A 16,531-nucleotide genomic window follows, 5' to 3' on the forward strand; every position below is an offset into this window, starting at 1 on the left:
CCGTCTCCTCCGCGCCGGAGCGACGAACGTGGCAGGCTCGCAGACGACCACGCCCGTCGGGGCGGGTTGACCGCGCACCGTCGGGAGGGACGCCGTGCATGTCGTGATCATGGGGTGCGGCCGGGTCGGCTCCACCCTCGCCCAGAACCTGGAGTCGCGCGGTCACTCGGTGGCCGTCATCGACCAGGACGCCGACGCCTTCCGGCGGCTCAGCCCGGACTTCGCCGGGGTCACCGTGACCGGCGCCGGGTTCGACGGGGACGTGCTGCGTCAGGCCGGCATCGAGCGGGCGGACGCCTTCGCGGCGGTCTCCAGCGGCGACAACTCCAACATCATCTCGGCCCGGCTGGCCCGGGAGACGTTCGGCGTGGCCCGGGTCGCCGCCCGGATCTACGACCAGCGCCGGGCCCAGGTCTACGAACGCCTCGGCATCCCCACCGTCGCCACCGTCCGGTGGACCGCGGACCGGATGCTGCGGCACCTGATCCCCGAGGGGAACGTGGAGATCTTCCGCGACCCGACCAGCACGGTGTCGATCATCGAGGTGCCGACGCACAAGGAGTGGATCGGCCGACCGCTGCGCACCCTCGAGGAGGTGACCGGGGCGCGCACCGCGTACCTGACCCGCTTCGGTATCGGCACGCTCCCCACCGCCTCCACCGTGGTGCAGGAGGGTGACCAACTCTTCATGCTGGTCACCGACGACATCGCGGCGGCGGTGACGGCGGTGGCCGTGGCCCCGCCGGAAGGAGGGCACTGAGCATGCGCATCGCCATCGCCGGGGCGGGCAACGTGGGCCGCTCGATCGCCCAGGAACTCATCGACAACGGCCACCAGGTGATGCTCATCGAGCGCCAGCCCCGGATGCTCCGCCCGGACCGGGTACCGGGCGCCGACTGGGTGCTGGCGGACGCGTGCGAGCTGAGCAGCCTGGAGGAGGCCGAGATCGCCGGCTGCGACGTGGTGGTCGCGGCGACCGGCGACGACAAGGTCAACCTGGTGGTCTCCCTGCTGGCCAAGACGGAGTTCGCGGTGCCCCGGGTGGTCGCCCGGGTCAACCGCGCCGAGAACGAGTGGCTCTTCACCGAGCAGTGGGGGGTCGACGTCGCGGTGAGCAAGCCGCGGGTGATGGCCGCCCTGGTCGAGGAGGCGGTCACCGTCGGCGACCTGGTCCGGCTGATGACCTTCCGGCAGGGCGAGGCGAACCTGGTCGAGATCACCCTGCCGCCGGCCGCCCCCTACGTCGGGCAGCCGCTGCGGGACGTCCCGCTGCCCCGGGACAGCGCGCTGGTGGCCATCGTGCGCGGCCGGCGGGTGCTGGTGCCCACCCCCGACGACACGATCGAGGCCGGCGACGAGCTGGTCTTCGTCTGCACCGCCGAGGTCGAGGACTCGGTCCGCGCGGTGGTGCTCGGCCCGGACAGCGTCGAACGCACCCGCAACGGCCGCTGAGCCGCGACCGGGAGCCACCCGGTCCGACGTGGCACCCCACGGGGCCGGCGCCCGTTCCGACGGCGCTGCCGGCGGGCGGGCGCTCAGGCGGTGGGGGCGGCGGGCTCCCGGGTCACCCGGCGGACCACCCAGACGGTGATCAGCAGCAGCAGCGCGTACGGCGGGTAGCCGAGCGCCAGCCGGGCGATGCCCAGCGCGGTGTCCATGTCGGCGAGGTAGAAGGCGGCCTGCACACCCACCTTGGCCAGCCAGACCACGCCCCAGAGCGCGGTCAGCCAGGTGAAGGTGCGCACCAGCCGGGGATCGTGCCGCCAGTCGGCGCGGCCACCCGCGGCCAGCACCGACCAGATCCACCCGACCAGCGGCTGCCGGATGGCGGCCGAGCCGAGCAGCACCAGACCGTACGCGATGCCGTAGAGGATGCCGGGCAGGTAGAAGGTCTTCTCGTCGCCGGTGCGCCAGGCGATCGCCGCGCCGATCCCGACGCCGAAGAGGCCGTTGACCGCGTGCCGGACCGGCCGGCGCTGGACCAGCCGCAGCACGGCGATCACCAGCGCCACCCCGACCGACGCGATGATCGCCGGACGCAGGTCGGTGACGATGTTGGCCGCCACGAAGACGACCACCGGCACGCTGGACTCCACCAGCCCGCGCCAGCCGCCGAGCTGGTCGGCCATCTGCTCGGCGAGGGTCGGCAGGCGCTCCTCGTCCGGTGAGTCGTCCCGGGGCGGAGCGGCCGGCTGCTGCCCAGTGGTCATCGGTACGTCCTCCGCTCGCGAGCCCGTCACCGTGGCGACTCGAGGTCGTAGTACGGGTTGTAGATGACTTTGCGGTCGTCCCGCACGGCCACCCGCCCCCGTGCGGTGAGGTGCCGGCCCGGCTCGATGCCGGCGATGTGCCGGCGGCCGAGCCAGACCAGGGTCACCACGTCGCTGCCGTCGTAGAGGTCGGCCTCCAGCGTCGGCAGGTTGGTCCGGGGCGTGTACACCACGGTACGCAACCGGCCGGACACCGAGACGACCTGTCCACGCTGGCACTGCCGTGCGGGCGTCCCGCCGCTCTGGGCGCTCTCCCGGCGCAGCTCCTGCGCCTCGATCTCCGCCTCGTCGGCGGTGAACCGGCGCAGCAGGCGACGCAGCGACACCCGACCCTCGTCGGTCACCATGACCTCCGCGTCACCCTCTCCACGCCGACCGGCGGACCGGTACCCGGGGCGGGTCCGGCACCGGGACCCGTACCCGTCAGCGTACGCCGAGGGTCGGGGTTCCCGGTGCCGCCGGTCACCGCCGGCGTCGGTCAGGCCTCGCCGGAGCCGTCGGACGCGGCCTGCGCCTGCTGCTGCTCGGCGACCTCGCGGGGCAGCCGCAACGGCAGTGGCTCCCGCACCGGCTTCGCCTCCTGTCCCCGGTCGACCACCAGGCCGTCGAGGCACTCGGCGAGCGGACCGGCCGCCGCCGGGTCGAGTGCCGCCGCGCCCTGGAAGACCCCCCGGACCATCCAGCGCGGGCCGTCCACGCCGATGAACCGCAGGTCCGTGATGCCGTCCGGGGTGCGCAGGCGGGCCCGCAGCTCGGTGCCGTACTCCCCCGCCACCTCCTGGGCGGCGGCCCCGTCGTTGAACAGCGACTGCCGGATCTCCTCGCGCACCTCGTCCCAGATGCCGTCGCTGCGCGGCGCGGCGAAGACGCCGAGCTGGAGGGCGTTCTGCTCGTGCACCAGGACGACCTGCTGGACCACGCCCTGCGGGTCGGCCTGCACCCGCACCTCCACCCCGGGCACCGCCGGGATGTGCAGGCTGCCCAGGTCGAGCCGCTGGACGCCGTCGGGCGCCTCGGAGATGTCGTACGGGCCCCCGGACGTGCGCCCGGTCGGCTCGTCGGTGTCCTGCCCGACCCGGGGCTCGGCGGCCCGCTCGTCGCGGGCCTGCCGCTCGGAACCGGCCCGCTTTCGGGAGAAGATCACTGCGCCCACCCTCCGCTGTTCGCACTCACCGTGCCACCTCTTCCGTCTGGTCGCCCGCCCCACCGTCGGCCGGCGGCGGGACGAGGCCGGCGTGCCCGCCGGTCGATCCGTGTCCACCGGCCCCACGGCGCGAGTCCGGCAGCGCGGTCACCGGATGGAAATCGGCCCGCGCCACCCGCTGCACAACGAGCTGCGCGATCCGATCGCCACGGGAGATCCGCGCCGGGCTCACCCGATCGTGGTTGATCAGGTTGACCATGATCTCACCCCGGTAGCCGGCGTCGACCGTACCGGGAGCGTTCAGCACCGTCACGCCGAGTCGGGCGGCGAGTCCGGAGCGCGGGTGCACCAGGCCGACGTACCCGTCGGGCAACGCCAGGGCCACGCCGGTGGGCACCAGCGCCCGCCCGCCCGGCGCCAGCTCGACGTCGACGGCCGCCACCAGGTCGGCCCCGGCGTCGCCGGGATGGGCGTACGCCGGCAGCGGCAGCTGCGGATCGAGCTGCCGTACGGGTACGGGTACGGGGTCCTTCACGTCTCGCCTCTTCCTCCGGTTCGCTCCGGTGACCCTGCCATCCTGCCGGTTCCGACGCCCGCGCCGCGCCGTACCCTCGGAGTGTGAGTCTGTCGCCCTCCTCCCCGCCCAGCCCGCCCGGGACGTACGCCGAGCGGCTCACCCTGCCGTGGTGGCTCTGGCTGGGCGGTCTCGCGGTCGCGGTGCTGCTCGCCGTCGAGATCTGGATGGGCGCCCCCGGTCTGCGGGCCTGGCTGCCGTTCGTGGTGCTCCTGCCGGCCACCGTCGCCGGGCTGTGGTGGCTGGGACGGATCCGCGTCGCGGTCGACGACGGCGAGCTGCGGGTGGACGACGCCCGGCTGCCGGTGCGTTTCGTGGCCGACGTGGTGCCACTGGACGCGGAAGGCCGGCGCGAGGTGCTCGGCGTCGGCGCCGACCCGCTCGCCTTCGTGGTGCAGCGACCGTGGATCGGCGGGGCGGTGCAGGTGCTGCTGGACGACCCGGCCGACCCGACCCCGTTCTGGGTGGTGAGCACCCGGCACCCGGTGCGGCTCGCGGCGGCCCTGCTGACGGCGAGGGACACCGCCGCCGGCCGGCGGGAGACCGTCTCCGCCGAAGCCGACCCGACCGGCGACTGACTCCGGCTGTCGGTCAGGACGCGATCGGCGGCAGGCCGGGCAGCCCTCGGCGCTGCCAGCGCAGGTCGGCGCGGACCTGGTCACCCACCGAACGGGTCGCCCGCCGGTTGAGGTAGCTGGCCACCGCCGCGCCGGTCAGGAACGGCCCGAGCGTGGTCAGGTTGCGGCCGAAGCGCTTGAGCAGGCTGTCCCGCAGTTCCCGCCGGGCCGCCGTGCCGAGCACCGCCGCCACCCCGACGCCGGGCGCCATCGGGTTGATGCCCCGCTGGCTGGCCCAGGAGTGCAGCAACGCCACCGTGCGCGGGGTGCCGCCGGTCGGTAGCGGGACACCGTAGACCTCGTGCAGCTCGCCGATCAGCTTCAGCTCGATCGCCACCACGGCGACCGTCTCGGCGGCCAACAGCACCGGCGCGGAGAGCAGGGTCGGGGCCACCGCCCACTCCACGGCGGCGACGCCGCCTCCGGCCGCCCCCACCCCGGCCGTCGCCCGTGAGGCGTTGCGGATCAGGCGTTCGGCGAGCGCCTCGTCGTCCAGTCCGTCGTGGTGGCGGCGCAGGGTGGCCAGATCCCGCACGGGCACGTACGGCGCGATCTCACCGACCGTCTCGGTCATCCAGCGCAGGGCGGCGCGGGGCTTGAACAGGTCGGCCAGACCCCGGGCGCGGGCCTGACCGACCAGCCGGGTCAGCAGCTGTCGACGCCGGGCGGGAGGAAGGTCGTCGGCGGTCAGCGCCGCGACGGTCGCCCCCAGGTCGTCGCCGGTCGACGGGCCCACCGGTCCACCGTCGGGCGATCGCCCCCCTGGTCCGCCGTCGGGCGACGAGCCCACCGGTCCGCTGTCGGGCGAGGGGCCCACTGGCCCACCGTCGGGCGAGGGGCCCGACCCCGTCGTGGTCGCCGGCTCCGGGGTCGGCTCCGCCCCACGTCCGTTCATACCGTCGCCCTCCCGCGTCGTCCGCCGTCCGGGAACCACTCGTACCGTCCCCGAGTGAAGCAGTTCCCGCACACCGGCGCACGACGATCGCGCCCCGCGACGGCTCCTCCGGAGGCGTCGCGGGACACGGTCAGACGCACTCGCGGCAGATCAGTTCCCCGTTGCGCTCGGTCGCGAGCTGACTGCGGTGGTGGACCAGGAAGCAGCGGGCACACCGGAACTCGTCCTGCTGCATCGGTAGCACCTTGACTGTCAGTTCCTCGTCGGCCAGATCGGCACCGGGCAGCTCGAAGCTCTCGGCCACCTCGGCCTCGTCGACGTCCACGGCGCCCGACTGTGAGTCGACCCGCCGGGCCTTGAGCTCTTCCAGGCTGTCCTCGCCGAGGTCGACCTCGTCGCGACGCGGGGCGTCGTAGTCGGTGGCCATCGGTTTCACTCTCCCATTTCGATATGGTCGCTACCCGGTTGTCACGCCGGACGACGCTGTCCCGGTTCCGCTGGCCGGCCACCACAGTGTCGGTCACCCGACCCGACGGCTGGTCGGATCGGGGCTTGCCAGAGGAACGTCCCCCAGTGAGCGCGGTACCTTACCCCCCTCTAAGCGAGGCATGTATACCGCTCTCATGGCACGGATGTACGCCCTCGTCCCCAAAGATGTTCCCAATGTGACTCAGGCGACACGAAGATAGGGGTAGTCCTACCCTCTCGCCGGTCGGCACGCCGGCATGTCCGGCTGTTTCCACGCGTCCGCCGGACAACCGATAACCTCAGCGGCGTACCCGACGGCCCGTCCGTACGGCCGCCCCGTCGTGGGCCGTCCTCGTCCACCTCTCCCGGGGGAGCGCCCAGATGAGCTTTGCGCGAGTGCGAGCACTCGTTGTCGTCGGTCTGCTGGCGGCCTTCGCGCTGGTCTTCACGGTCGTGGCACTGGTCAAGGACAGCCAGAGCGACGCCGGCACCGCGAAGGGCTGCCCGGCGGGGTGGCCGCTGGCCGACGTCACCCTGCGCGAGTCCAAGGACGTGAAGATCAACGTCTACAACGCCACCGAGAAGGCGGGCCTGGCCACCAGTGTCGCGGACGACTTCCGCAACCGGCGGTTCCAGGTGAAGAAGGCCACCAACGACCCGCAGAAGCGCGCCGTCGACGAGGTCGCCGCCCTGCGGTACGGGCCGAAGGGTGTCGGCTCGGCCCACCTGCTCCGCGCGTACTTCCTCAACCAGGCCGTCTACGAGTACGACGCCAAGCGCGAGGACGACGTGGTGGACGTGGTGATCGGCACCTCGTTCCAGCAGCTCGCCACCACCACCGAGGTCAACCAGTCCCTCGGCGACCTCGGTTCGCCGCAGGCTCCGGAGAACACCTGCCCGGCGCCGGTCGACGACTAGCCGTTCGTCGACGGGCCGACGACCGGCCCGGTGCCGTACGGGACCCGCCCCGGGCTTCCGTACGGCACCGCCGGGCCGCCACCGGGGACGGCGGGCGTCACGGCCCGCCGGAGGCGTCCAGGTCGGCGAGGCGGTCGTGCAGCGCGGTGTGCAGGGCGGGTGGCGCCGCGACCAGCATGTCCGGGCCGGGGTCCCGCCCGTCCAGACCGGTGACGCGTAGTCCCGCCTCGGCGGCGACCAGGGCGCCGGCGGCCATGTCCCAGGCGGCCAGCCCCTTCTCGTAGTACGCGTCCACCCGCCCCTCGGCGGCCAGGCAGAGGTCGAGCGCGGCGGCCCCCAGCCGGCGGATGTCCCGTACGTGCGGGATCAACGCGGCGACCACCTGCGCCTGGTGCGCCCGGCGGGCCGGGGCGTAGCCGAAGCCGGTGGCCACCAGCGCCTGACCGAGATCGGTCTCGGTGGACCCGCGCAGCCGGCGGCCCTCCCGGTACGCGCCGCCGCCCAGGGTGGCGGTCCACTCGTCCCCGGTGGCGATGTTGCGGACCACGCCGGCGACCACCCGGCCGTCGACCTCGGCCGCCAGGGACACCGCGTGGTACGGCAGGCCGTAGAGGTAGTTGACGGTGCCGTCGATCGGGTCGACGATCCACCGGACCCCGCCGACGGACCCCGCCGGGCCCGCGCCGTACTCCTCACCCAGCACCGTGTCGGTGGGGCGCAGCCGGCGCAGTTCCTCGGTGACCTGCCGTTCCACCGCCCGGTCGGCGGCGGTCACCACGTCGGTGGCGGTGCTCTTGGTCGCGACCGCCGCGACCCCCTCACCCCACATCCGGTGGGCGGTCGCGGCCGCCGACCGGACCACCCCGACGGCGATCTCGAGCAGTTCCGCCGGCCTCGCCGCACCCATGGTGTCCCCTTCCGCCCGTTCGGAACGTCCCGATGCGCCCGCGAGTATCATCCTTACAAAGTCCACAAGTTCGCCAATTTCGCGGCCCCCGGCCGCCGGTACGCCGTGCGGCGCAGGATGATCGCCGCAGACGGCGTTACAATTCACCCCTGCCCACGCGCCACGGACCGCCAGACGACCGGCCGGCCCGGGACACGGGGGTTCCTCAACCACATCGCCCGACGCGGTGCCCCATGCTGCGCCGAGCGAACCCGGCCGTGCTCGCTCATCGCCTCCGGAAGGTCATTCGTGACAGAACCCCGCCACACCGGCGCCGACGTACGCTCGCTCACCGACACGCTGATCGCCCACGCGCAGAGCGCCGGCGGCCAGTTGACGTCGGCCCAGCTCGCGCGCACCGTCGAGTCCGCTGAGGTGACTCCGGCCCAGGCCAAGAAGATCCTGCGCGCGCTCTCCGACGCGGGCGTGACCGTGGTGGTCGACGGTTCGGCGAGCACCCGCCGCCGGGTCTCCGCCGCCCGGTCGGCCACACCGGCGTCCCGGGCCACCACCGCCAAGACCACCAAGAAGACGGCCGCCCCGGCGCCGAAGCAGGCCCCCTCCGCCGAGGAGACCACGCCGGCCCCGCGCAAGGCCACCCCCCGCAAGGCGGCCGGCGCGACCGCGGAGGGTGCCGCCAAGGCGGCACCGGCCAAGGCCGCCAAGGCGACCCGGGCCACCAAGGCGGCGGTCGCGGTGCCCGGCGCCCCCGGCACGCCGGCCAAGGCCGCCGGCAAGGCCAAGGGCGGCGAGGGGCCCGAAGGCGACATCGACCCCGAGGAACTCGCCGCCGCGATCGAGGACGTGGTGGTCGAGGAGCCGGCCGAACTGACCCGGGCCGCCGAGGCCGACGCGGCCAGTTCCGCCAGCGAGAACGACTTCGAGTGGGACGACGAGGAGTCCGAGGCCCTCAAGCAGGCACGGCGGGACGCCGAGCTCACCGCCTCCGCCGACTCCGTCCGGGCCTACCTCAAGCAGATCGGCAAGGTTCCGCTGCTCAACGCCGAGCAGGAGGTGGAACTCGCCAAGCGGATCGAGGCCGGGCTCTACGCCGCCGAGCGGCTGCGCGCCGCCGAGGAGGGCGAGGAGAAGTTCAACCGCGACATGCAGCGCGACCTGGGCTGGATCTCCCGGGACGGTGAGCGGGCCAAGAACCACCTGCTGGAGGCGAACCTGCGGCTGGTGGTCTCCCTCGCCAAGCGGTACACCGGGCGGGGCATGGCCTTCCTCGACCTCATCCAGGAGGGCAACCTCGGCCTGATCCGCGCCGTCGAGAAGTTCGACTACACCAAGGGCTACAAGTTCTCCACCTACGCCACCTGGTGGATCCGCCAGGCCATCACCCGCGCCATGGCCGACCAGGCCCGCACCATCCGCATCCCGGTGCACATGGTCGAAGTGATCAACAAGCTCGGCCGCATCCAGCGCGAGCTGCTCCAGGACCTGGGCCGCGAGCCCACGCCGGAGGAGCTGGCCAAGGAGATGGACATCACACCCGAGAAGGTGCTGGAGATCCAGCAGTACGCTCGGGAGCCGATCTCCCTGGACCAGACGATCGGTGACGAGGGGGACAGTCAGCTCGGTGACTTCATCGAGGACTCGGAGGCCGTGGTCGCGGTCGACGCGGTGTCGTTCTCGCTGTTGCAGGACCAGCTCCAGCAGGTTCTGCAGACGCTCTCCGAGCGGGAGGCGGGCGTGGTCCGGCTGCGCTTCGGCCTGACCGACGGTCAGCCCCGGACGCTGGACGAGATCGGCCAGGTGTACGGGGTGACCCGGGAACGCATCCGGCAGATCGAGTCCAAGACGATGTCGAAGCTCCGCCACCCGTCCCGGTCCCAGGTCCTCCGCGACTACCTGGACTGAGCAGTTCCGTCAACAAACGGTGTCGGTTTGATCACCACACGTACAACACGCCCCGGCGACGGGGCGGTTGCACGATTGTGATCGTTGACGTGGCACCCTTGGTGCACGGCACACTGTCTCCCAGGTGTGACCCCGGTCCCCCGCGGGCACACTGGGAAGGCAGAGCCCGGCAAGGGTGTTGCACGATAGGTGAGCAATGACCGACGAGAGTGTTCATCGGTGACGACCAGAGGAGGAAGGCGATGACCCCGACCCTCACGCCGCCGCCCGAGACGGTGGCTCCCCCAGCCGCCGATGAACGGTGCGACCGCTGCAATGCTGCCGGCAAGCTCCGCATCACTCTGGCTGGTGGGAGCGAACTGGTGTTCTGTGGGCACCACGCGAACAAGTACGCGGAGGATCTCGTGAAGATCACCGTGCGGTACGCGACGGACCCGGAGTTCACCTGGCGCGGTGCCGACCTGATGGCGAACTAGACCGCAAGAGCGACATATGACAGGACCGGAAGCCCTGAGGGCTTCCGGTCCTCTCGTCTGTCCGGCCCCGTCCGGTCGCCGGGCCGCTCCCACCGGCGACGACGTGCGAGCCGAGCCAGGTGACACGACGGCTCTTCGGGCCACCTCAGCAGCCCGCTGACGCCCGGAGCCGGCCGGTGGGGTCAGGTGCTCCCGCCGGGCGTCCGGAGCCGTGCACCGTCCGCTGGAACCGTCCGTACGCTGCGAGCCGGCAGCCCCCGCCGCACCGCGTGTTCCCCGCCCGTGCATCCGCCCAGCACCCACGCGCCCCGGCCGGACCGGACACCGCCGCGATGTCGGGGGGAGCCGGTGGTGGACCTGCCGGGCTGTCGGCGCGCGGCGTGCACAACCGGTCAGAGCGTCTGGACGGTGGCGATACGTTCCTCGAGCTGCTCGATGGTGGCCTGGGCGCTCGGCGGTCCGCCGCAGAGCCGGCGTAGCTCCGCGTGGATCTTGCCGTGCGGCTGGCCGGTGCGATGGTGCCGGGCCGCCACCAGCGCGTTGAGCTGCCGCCGGAGGGCCACCCGACGCTGGGCGGCGTTCATCGGCGGAGGTGGCGGGGCGGTGGGGGCCGGCTCGACGGTACGCGTGGCGGCCCGGCGGCGCTGGGCGGCGAGTTGGTCCGCCTGTCGCTTGCTCAGCAGCAGCGAGACCTGGTCGGCGGTGAGCAGACCGGGCAGGCCGAGGTACTCCTCCTCCTCGGGGGTTCCCGCCTGGGCGGCGGTGCCGAACGAGGCGCCGTCGAAGATCACCTGGTCCAGCTCGGCGGTGGCGGAGAGCGCGGTGAAGCGTTTCTCCAACTCACCACTGGCCTGGTCGTCCCGCTGGGCCCGCTCCAGCAGGTCGTCGTCGAAGCCCTCCCGCTCCTTGGGCTTGCCGAGCACGTGGTCGCGTTCGGCCTCCATCTCGCTGGCCAGCCCGAGCAGGTGCGGCACGCTCGGCAGGAAGACCGAGGCGGTCTCCCCGGGACGGCGGGCCCGGACGAACCGTCCGATCGCCTGGGCGAAGTACAGCGGGGTGCTGGCACTGGTCGCGTAGACGCCGACCGCCAGGCGAGGAATGTCGACCCCCTCGGAGACCATCCGCACCGCGACCATCCACCGCTGGTCGGACCCGGCGAAGGTGGCGATCCGGGCCGAGGCGCCGACGTCGTCGGAGAGGACCACCGCCGCCTTCTCGCCGGTGACCTGTTCGATCAGCTTGGCGTACGAACGGGCGGACTGCTGGTCACTGGCGATCACCAGGCCACCGGCGTCCACCATCCCCGCCTTGCGCAGTACGGTCAGCCGGGCGTCCGCGGCGCGCAGAACCTGCGGCATCCAGTCACCGGCCGGGTCGAGGGCGGTCCGCCAGGCCTGCGCGACGAGATCCTGGGTCATCGGCTCGCCCAGCCGGGCGGCGAGTTCGTCCCCGGCGTTGGTGCGCCACCGGGTCTCCCCCGAATACGCCAGGAAGAGCACCGGCCGGACCACGCCGTCGCGGAGCGCGTCGGAGTAGCCGTAGACCGAGTCGGCGCGGGAGCGCAGCAGGCCGTCCCCGCCCCGCTCGTAGGTGACGAACGGGATGGGGTTGTCGTCGGAGCGGAAGGGCGTGCCGGTGAGCATCAAGCGGCGCACCGCCGGCTCGAAGGCCGCCTTCACCCCGTCACCCCAGGAACGCGAGTCCCCGGCGTGGTGGATCTCGTCGAGGATGACCAGGGTCCGGCGCGTCAGGGTGCGCCGCTTGTGCACGTGCGGGGCCATGCCGACCTGCGCGTAGGTGACCACCGCGCCGTGGAAGTCGGCAGAGGAGTGCAGGTCGGCGTTGCGGAAGGCGGCGTCGAGCTGGATGCCCACCCGGGCCGCCGCCAGCGCCCACTGGGTCTTCAGGTGCTCGGTCGGGGCGACCACGGTGACCGCGTCGACGGTGCCGTCGACGAGCAACTCCGCGGCGATCCGCAGGGCGAAGGTGGTCTTGCCCGCGCCGGGGGTGGCGACCGCCGTGAAGTCGGGATCCCGGCGGCGCAGGTACACCACCAGAGCCTTGCGCTGCCAGGCGCGCAGGGGCGGGAACGTCTCGATCGCGGGCAACGGGGCAGGCACCCGACCGCTCCTCTCCGACCGCCGTAGGTCCGTCCGACCGCCGCAGGCGGAACCCGGCCGGGGGCCACGGGTACCGCCGCCCATGAAAACGCCTCCGCGTCGGATGCCGCGAAGGCCGGATCAGCATAACCAGGACACCCCGGCGGCTGCCCGGCGACACCACGCGCGCCGCCGGTCACCCCCGAACCGGCCCCGGCGTCGGCTCTCCCGGCGACCACGCCCACCTTGGGGCTCGGCGGTCAGGAGGCGGGTGGGTCGTCGGGGTGGGGTGGGGGGCGCAGGGCCGGCACCGGGGCGGACCAGCGTCGGCGCAGGGCGACCAGGCGGAGTCCGAAGACCAGGAGCGCCGCGGCGGTCAGCGGGGCCGGGCCGGTGCTGCCGAAGCCGTCCAACGCCACCACGGCGGTTGCCCCGACCAGGGCGGCGACGGCGTAGATCTCCCGGCGCAGCACGACCGGGATCTCCCCGGTGAGCAGGTCCCGCCCGAGGCCGCCGCCGATCCCGGTCAGCATGCCGACCAGGCACGCACCGACCGGCGGCACCTGCGCGTCCAGGGCGCGGAGCGTGCCGGTGACGGTGAACAGGGCCAGTCCGGCCGCGTCCAGCACCAGCACGGTGGTCCGGAGCCGGGCCAGGTGTGGGTGCCACCGGAACACGATCGCCGCGGTGACCACGGCGGTGGCGGCGTACCGCCAGTCGGCGAAGGCGAGGGGTGGGACCTCGTCGACGACGAGGTCCCGGAGGATGCCACCCCCGAGGGCGGCCACGAAGCCGACGAACAGGACACCGAAGAGGTCGAGCCGTTTGGCCACCGCGGCGGAGGCCCCGGAGGCGGCGAAGACGGCCACGCCGACCAGGTCGGCCAGGAGCAGGGCGGTGGAGGGGGTCACTGCGGCAGGCTACGTGGGCGGCCGGGCGGGCCGCCCAGGGTCAGTCGGCCCAGGAGTCGTAGATCTCCTTGCACGCGGGACAGACCGGGGAACCCGGCTTGGCCGCCTTGGTCACCGGAAACGTCTCCCCGCAGAGCGCGATCACGAACGTACCCATGACGGCGCTCTCGGCGATCTTCTCCTTCCGCACGTAGTGGAACATCTCGGGACCGGTGTCGGCGTCCTTCAGTTCCGGACGCTCGAGAACCTCTGTGCTCATGCCACACCTCCAACTTTTCAGTTTGGCAGGTCACTTCCGCACGGTCCACCGGAGATGCCATGGACCCGCACCGTACGGTGACGGCGTGACCGACTTTCACATTCAACACGGTGACGAGGTGGCCGAGGCACTGCGGGACGGGCGGCCGGTGGTCGCCCTGGAGAGCACCATCGTCTCGCACGGCCTGCCCCGGCCGGACAACCTGCGGGTGGCCCGGCAGATCGAACAGACGGTACGGGACGCGGGCGCGGTGCCGGCGACCATCGGCATGGTGGGCGGCCGGCTGGTGGTGGGGCTGGACGACACCGAACTGACCCGGCTGGCCACCGCCGACGGCGTGGCGAAGCTGTCGGTACGCGACCTGGCGGTGGCGGCGGCGAGCGGCGCGGACGGCGCCACGACGGTCGCCGCGACCAGCGCGGTGGCCGCCGCGTCGGGGATCCGGGTCTTCGCCACCGGCGGGCTCGGTGGGGTGCACCGGGACGCCGGGCAGTCCTTCGACGAGTCGGCCGACCTGACCACCCTGGCCCGCACCCCGGTCGCGGTGGTCTGCGCCGGGGTCAAGTCGATCCTCGACGTCGGGGCGACCCTGGAGCGGATGGAGACGCTCGGCGTCGGGGTGGTGGGCTACCGCACCCACCGTTTCCCGGGCTTCTTCGTCACCGACGGCGGCTTCGACCTGGACTGGTCGGTCGACTCGCCCGAGCAGGTGGCGGCGGTGCTGGCCGCCCGCGCCGCGCACGGCCTGCACGACGGTGGACTCGTGGTGGCCAACCCGCTCCCCGTCGACGAGCAACTCGACCGGGACCTGCACGACCGCACCCTCGCCGACGGACTGGCCCTGCTCGACCGGGACGGGGTGACCGGCAAGGCGGTCACCCCGTACCTGCTCGCCCACTTCCACGCGGCCACCGAGGGGGCGAGCCTGGCGGTGAACGTCCGGATCATCCTGCGCAACGCGGACCTGGCCGGACGGATCGCGGTGGCCGCCGCCGGGACCGTCGCCGGATGAGCCGTGCGGGTCGGGTGGTCGTGGTCGGCGACATCGTGACCGACGTGGTCGCGGTGGTCGCCGGTCCGCTGGCGACCGGTTCGGACACCCCGGCCGCGATCCGGGTCACCGGGGGCGGGCAGGGCGCCAACACCGCCGCCTGGCTGGCCGAGGTGGGCGTACCGGTCACCCTGGTCGGGGCGGTCGGCGACGACGAGGCCGGGCGGGCGCGCGTCGTCGAGCTGACCCGCGTCGGGGTGGACTGCGCGGTCACCGCACACGGCGACCGACCGACCGGCAGCGTGGTGGTGCTCGCCTCGGACGAGGAGCGGACCATGCTCACCGAGCGCGGGGCGAACGAGGAGCTGACCGGCGCGTGGGTGCGCGCCGCCCTGGCCGGGGTGCCGGACGCGCGGCACCTGCACCTGTCGGCGTACCCCCTGCTGGACGCCGCCACCCGCGACGCGGGACGAACGGCGCTGGCCGCCGCGCGCGCGGCCGGACTCACCACCAGCGTCGACGCGGCGTCCGCGGCGCCGCTGCGGCGGATCGGTGCGGCGGTCTTCCTCGACTGGGTACGCGACGTCGACCTGCTCCTGGTCAACTCGGACGAGGCGGAGGTGCTCGCCGGCGGCGCCGATCCGGCCGAGCGGGCCCGGACGCTGGCCGCCACGGCCCGGCACGTGGTGGTCAAGTGCGGGTCGGCGGGGGCGGTGTGGGCCGGACCGGACGGCACGGTGACATCGGCACCGGCCCGGCGGGTGACGGTGGTCGACGTCACCGGAGCCGGGGACGCCTTCGCGGCCGGGCTGCTCGCCGGCTGGCTGACCGGGGCGACCCCGACGGCGGCGCTGGCCCGCGCCGGGGACCTGGGCGCTCGGGCGGTCAGCGGGATCGGCGCGCGGCCGACCCGATGAGGCCGGACCTCAGAGTTCGGCGTCGATGACCCGGTGCGGGCGCTCCTCGGTGGCGGCGAGGCTGCGCGGCGGGGGTGCCTCGCGGCGCGACGGCCGGTGGAACAACCGGTGCTCCTCCTTCGGCGGCCGGTCGTTGGCGATCAGCACCGCCAGCCAGGGGATGAGCACCATGCCGACGCCGCAGAGCGGCAGCCACAGCCAGAGCAGCGGGGCCTGTGCCCCGACCAGGACGGCCCCCACGACCAGGCAGGCCGCCCGGACGGACATCATCGCGACGTACCGTCGCTGACGGCTGGTGAGCTGGTCGTCCTGGCTGCGCGGGGCGTCGGTGATCAGGATCGGCTCGTACGCCTGTCGCTTCACACGACCTCCTCGAGGGATTCGATCCATCCTGTCACCTCGCCACCGGTGACGGCGACAATCGACGCAAGGGATTGCCCCGCCGCCCCGGGCCGCGATCGGGTCGGCCCTGCCCGAGGGCGGGGGCGGGTCAGTCCTTCGCCGCCCGGACCGCCGCCTTCTGCTGCTGCTTGTACTCCCGCACCCGGCGCAGGGACACCTCGTCGGTGATGTCGGCCACCGACCGGTACGCGTCCGCGTCGCCGTACCCGCCGGCCGCCTCCCGCCAGCCCGTCGGGTGGACGTCGAGGCGCTTGCCGAGCAGGGCCAGGAAGATCTGTGCCTTCTGCCGGCCGAACCCGGGCAGGTCGGTGAGGCGGCGGAGCAGCTCGCCACCGTCCGCGACGTCGGTCCAGATCCGGGCGGCGTCCCCGTCGTACCGCTCGACGAGCACCCGGCACACCTCCTGCACCCGGGTCGCCATGGCCTTCGGGAACCGGTGCAGCGCCGGCGGGCGGGCGAAGACCTCGACCAGCCCCTCCGGGTCGTACGCCGCCAGCTCCCGGGCGTCCGGCGGGTGCCCCAGCCGCTGCGCCAGCACGTACGGCGAGGTGAACGCCTTCTCCAGCGGAATCTGCTGGTCCAGGACCATGCCGACGAGCAGGGCCAGCGGATCGTGGTTGAGCAGCCGGTTGGCCTCGGGGTCGATGGGCAGCGAGAGCGTCATACGGCTCATCCTGCCCGGCCGGGCCCCGCCGACCGGCGCGACCTACCGGACCGGCCCGCGACGGAAGCGACGGTTCCCACCGGATGTCGTGGGTGGTGCCGGTGCCGTCCCGCCGGG

The 16,531-nt window shown here is 73.5% G+C and carries 20 protein-coding genes; 8 read left to right on the plus strand and 12 right to left on the minus strand.

Annotated features, from left to right (window positions below):
• The first annotated feature begins 94 nt into the window (after window positions 1-94).
• Together AB0F58_RS13655 and AB0F58_RS13660 are read left to right on the plus strand one after the other, a co-directional pair.
• Entirely contained in the window at window positions 95-760 is a 666-nt protein-coding gene (locus AB0F58_RS13655; RefSeq protein WP_357142392.1) for a TrkA family potassium uptake protein, read from the plus strand.
• Between the two features lie 2 nt (window positions 761-762).
• Window positions 763-1,452 carry a TrkA family potassium uptake protein gene (locus AB0F58_RS13660; protein WP_357142393.1) on the plus strand — a complete coding sequence of 230 codons (690 nt, stop codon included), beginning with the start codon at window positions 763-765 and terminating at the stop codon, window positions 1,450-1,452.
• Window positions 1,453-1,535: 83 nt separating this feature from the next.
• Here the strand turns inward: AB0F58_RS13660 and AB0F58_RS13665 are convergent, their stop codons facing one another.
• The 4 genes from AB0F58_RS13665 to dut form a co-directional block, all read right to left on the minus strand.
• A complete protein-coding gene (locus AB0F58_RS13665) occupies window positions 1,536-2,210 on the minus strand; it encodes a DUF3159 domain-containing protein (protein ID WP_357142394.1) in 675 nt (224 codons plus the stop codon).
• Between the two features lie 26 nt (window positions 2,211-2,236).
• Complete coding sequence (locus AB0F58_RS13670) at window positions 2,237-2,617, minus strand: OB-fold nucleic acid binding domain-containing protein (protein WP_357142395.1); 381 nt, start codon at window positions 2,615-2,617, stop codon at window positions 2,237-2,239.
• 131 nt (window positions 2,618-2,748) lie between these two features.
• Window positions 2,749-3,414: a DUF3710 domain-containing protein gene (locus AB0F58_RS13675; RefSeq protein WP_357142396.1), complete on the minus strand. Its 666-nt coding sequence runs from the start codon at window positions 3,412-3,414 to the stop codon at window positions 2,749-2,751.
• Window positions 3,415-3,439: 25 nt separating this feature from the next.
• Entirely contained in the window at window positions 3,440-3,949 is a 510-nt protein-coding gene (dut, locus tag AB0F58_RS13680) for a dUTP diphosphatase (RefSeq protein ID WP_357142397.1), read from the minus strand.
• Between the two features lie 89 nt (window positions 3,950-4,038).
• On the opposite strand from dut, the gene AB0F58_RS13685 reads away from it, so the two are divergent.
• The gene (locus AB0F58_RS13685; RefSeq protein ID WP_357142444.1) at window positions 4,039-4,566 is read left to right on the plus strand and encodes a DUF3093 domain-containing protein; all 528 of its coding nucleotides are present in this window, start codon (window positions 4,039-4,041) and stop codon (window positions 4,564-4,566) included.
• 13 nt (window positions 4,567-4,579) lie between these two features.
• On the opposite strand, the gene AB0F58_RS13690 is transcribed toward AB0F58_RS13685, so the two are convergent.
• Window positions 4,580-5,341 carry a hypothetical protein gene (locus AB0F58_RS13690; RefSeq protein ID WP_357142398.1) on the minus strand — a complete coding sequence of 254 codons (762 nt, stop codon included), beginning with the start codon at window positions 5,339-5,341 and terminating at the stop codon, window positions 4,580-4,582.
• 289 nt (window positions 5,342-5,630) lie between these two features.
• Window positions 5,631-5,927 carry a DUF4193 domain-containing protein gene (locus AB0F58_RS13695; RefSeq protein WP_088980060.1) on the minus strand — a complete coding sequence of 99 codons (297 nt, stop codon included), beginning with the start codon at window positions 5,925-5,927 and terminating at the stop codon, window positions 5,631-5,633.
• Window positions 5,928-6,364: 437 nt separating this feature from the next.
• Between AB0F58_RS13695 and AB0F58_RS13700 the strand changes: the two genes are divergently transcribed.
• A complete protein-coding gene (locus tag AB0F58_RS13700; protein WP_357142399.1) occupies window positions 6,365-6,886 on the plus strand; it encodes a LytR C-terminal domain-containing protein in 522 nt (173 codons plus the stop codon).
• Between the two features lie 97 nt (window positions 6,887-6,983).
• Here AB0F58_RS13700 and AB0F58_RS13705 read toward each other — a convergent pair whose 3' ends face one another.
• Complete coding sequence (locus tag AB0F58_RS13705; RefSeq protein ID WP_357142400.1) at window positions 6,984-7,793, minus strand: inositol monophosphatase family protein; 810 nt, start codon at window positions 7,791-7,793, stop codon at window positions 6,984-6,986.
• 288 nt (window positions 7,794-8,081) lie between these two features.
• Here AB0F58_RS13705 and AB0F58_RS13710 point away from each other — a divergent pair, with 288 nt between their 5' ends.
• Both AB0F58_RS13710 and AB0F58_RS13715 read left to right on the plus strand, forming a co-directional pair.
• Window positions 8,082-9,695, plus strand: coding sequence for an RNA polymerase sigma factor (locus AB0F58_RS13710; protein WP_357142401.1), 1,614 nt, complete (start codon window positions 8,082-8,084; stop codon window positions 9,693-9,695).
• 242 nt (window positions 9,696-9,937) lie between these two features.
• Window positions 9,938-10,171, plus strand: a complete 234-nt coding sequence (locus tag AB0F58_RS13715; RefSeq protein ID WP_091463143.1) for a hypothetical protein — start codon at window positions 9,938-9,940, stop codon at window positions 10,169-10,171.
• Between the two features lie 392 nt (window positions 10,172-10,563).
• Here the strand turns inward: AB0F58_RS13715 and AB0F58_RS13720 are convergent, their stop codons facing one another.
• The 3 genes from AB0F58_RS13720 to AB0F58_RS13730 all read right to left on the minus strand — a co-directional run bounded on the left by AB0F58_RS13720 (window position 10,564) and on the right by AB0F58_RS13730 (window position 13,440).
• Entirely contained in the window at window positions 10,564-12,291 is a 1,728-nt protein-coding gene (locus tag AB0F58_RS13720; protein ID WP_357142402.1) for a DEAD/DEAH box helicase, read from the minus strand.
• Window positions 12,292-12,530: 239 nt separating this feature from the next.
• Window positions 12,531-13,181, minus strand: a complete 651-nt coding sequence (locus AB0F58_RS13725; RefSeq protein ID WP_357142403.1) for a TRIC cation channel family protein — start codon at window positions 13,179-13,181, stop codon at window positions 12,531-12,533.
• A gap of 40 nt (window positions 13,182-13,221) precedes the next feature.
• On the minus strand, window positions 13,222-13,440 hold the full coding sequence (locus AB0F58_RS13730; RefSeq protein WP_357142404.1) for a DUF3039 domain-containing protein: 219 nt from the start codon (window positions 13,438-13,440) through the stop codon (window positions 13,222-13,224).
• A gap of 85 nt (window positions 13,441-13,525) precedes the next feature.
• Here AB0F58_RS13730 and AB0F58_RS13735 point away from each other — a divergent pair, with 85 nt between their 5' ends.
• Together AB0F58_RS13735 and AB0F58_RS13740 are read left to right on the plus strand one after the other, a co-directional pair.
• Window positions 13,526-14,452, plus strand: coding sequence for a pseudouridine-5'-phosphate glycosidase (locus AB0F58_RS13735; protein WP_357142405.1), 927 nt, complete (start codon window positions 13,526-13,528; stop codon window positions 14,450-14,452).
• Entirely contained in the window at window positions 14,449-15,348 is a 900-nt protein-coding gene (locus tag AB0F58_RS13740; protein ID WP_357142406.1) for a PfkB family carbohydrate kinase, read from the plus strand. Before AB0F58_RS13735 ends, AB0F58_RS13740 begins: the two co-directional genes overlap by 4 nt.
• 9 nt (window positions 15,349-15,357) lie before the next feature.
• On the opposite strand, the gene AB0F58_RS13745 is transcribed toward AB0F58_RS13740, so the two are convergent.
• Together AB0F58_RS13745 and AB0F58_RS13750 are read right to left on the minus strand one after the other, a co-directional pair.
• The gene (locus AB0F58_RS13745; RefSeq protein WP_357142407.1) at window positions 15,358-15,711 is read right to left on the minus strand and encodes a DUF3099 domain-containing protein; all 354 of its coding nucleotides are present in this window, start codon (window positions 15,709-15,711) and stop codon (window positions 15,358-15,360) included.
• A 127-nt stretch (window positions 15,712-15,838) separates the two neighbouring features.
• Complete coding sequence (locus tag AB0F58_RS13750; protein ID WP_357142408.1) at window positions 15,839-16,423, minus strand: HhH-GPD-type base excision DNA repair protein; 585 nt, start codon at window positions 16,421-16,423, stop codon at window positions 15,839-15,841.
• Window positions 16,424-16,531: the final 108 nt, after the last annotated feature.

Origin of the sequence: Micromonospora sp. NPDC023956 (genome assembly GCF_040639195.1) — a bacterium.
GTDB lineage: Bacteria > Actinomycetota > Actinomycetes > Mycobacteriales > Micromonosporaceae > Micromonospora.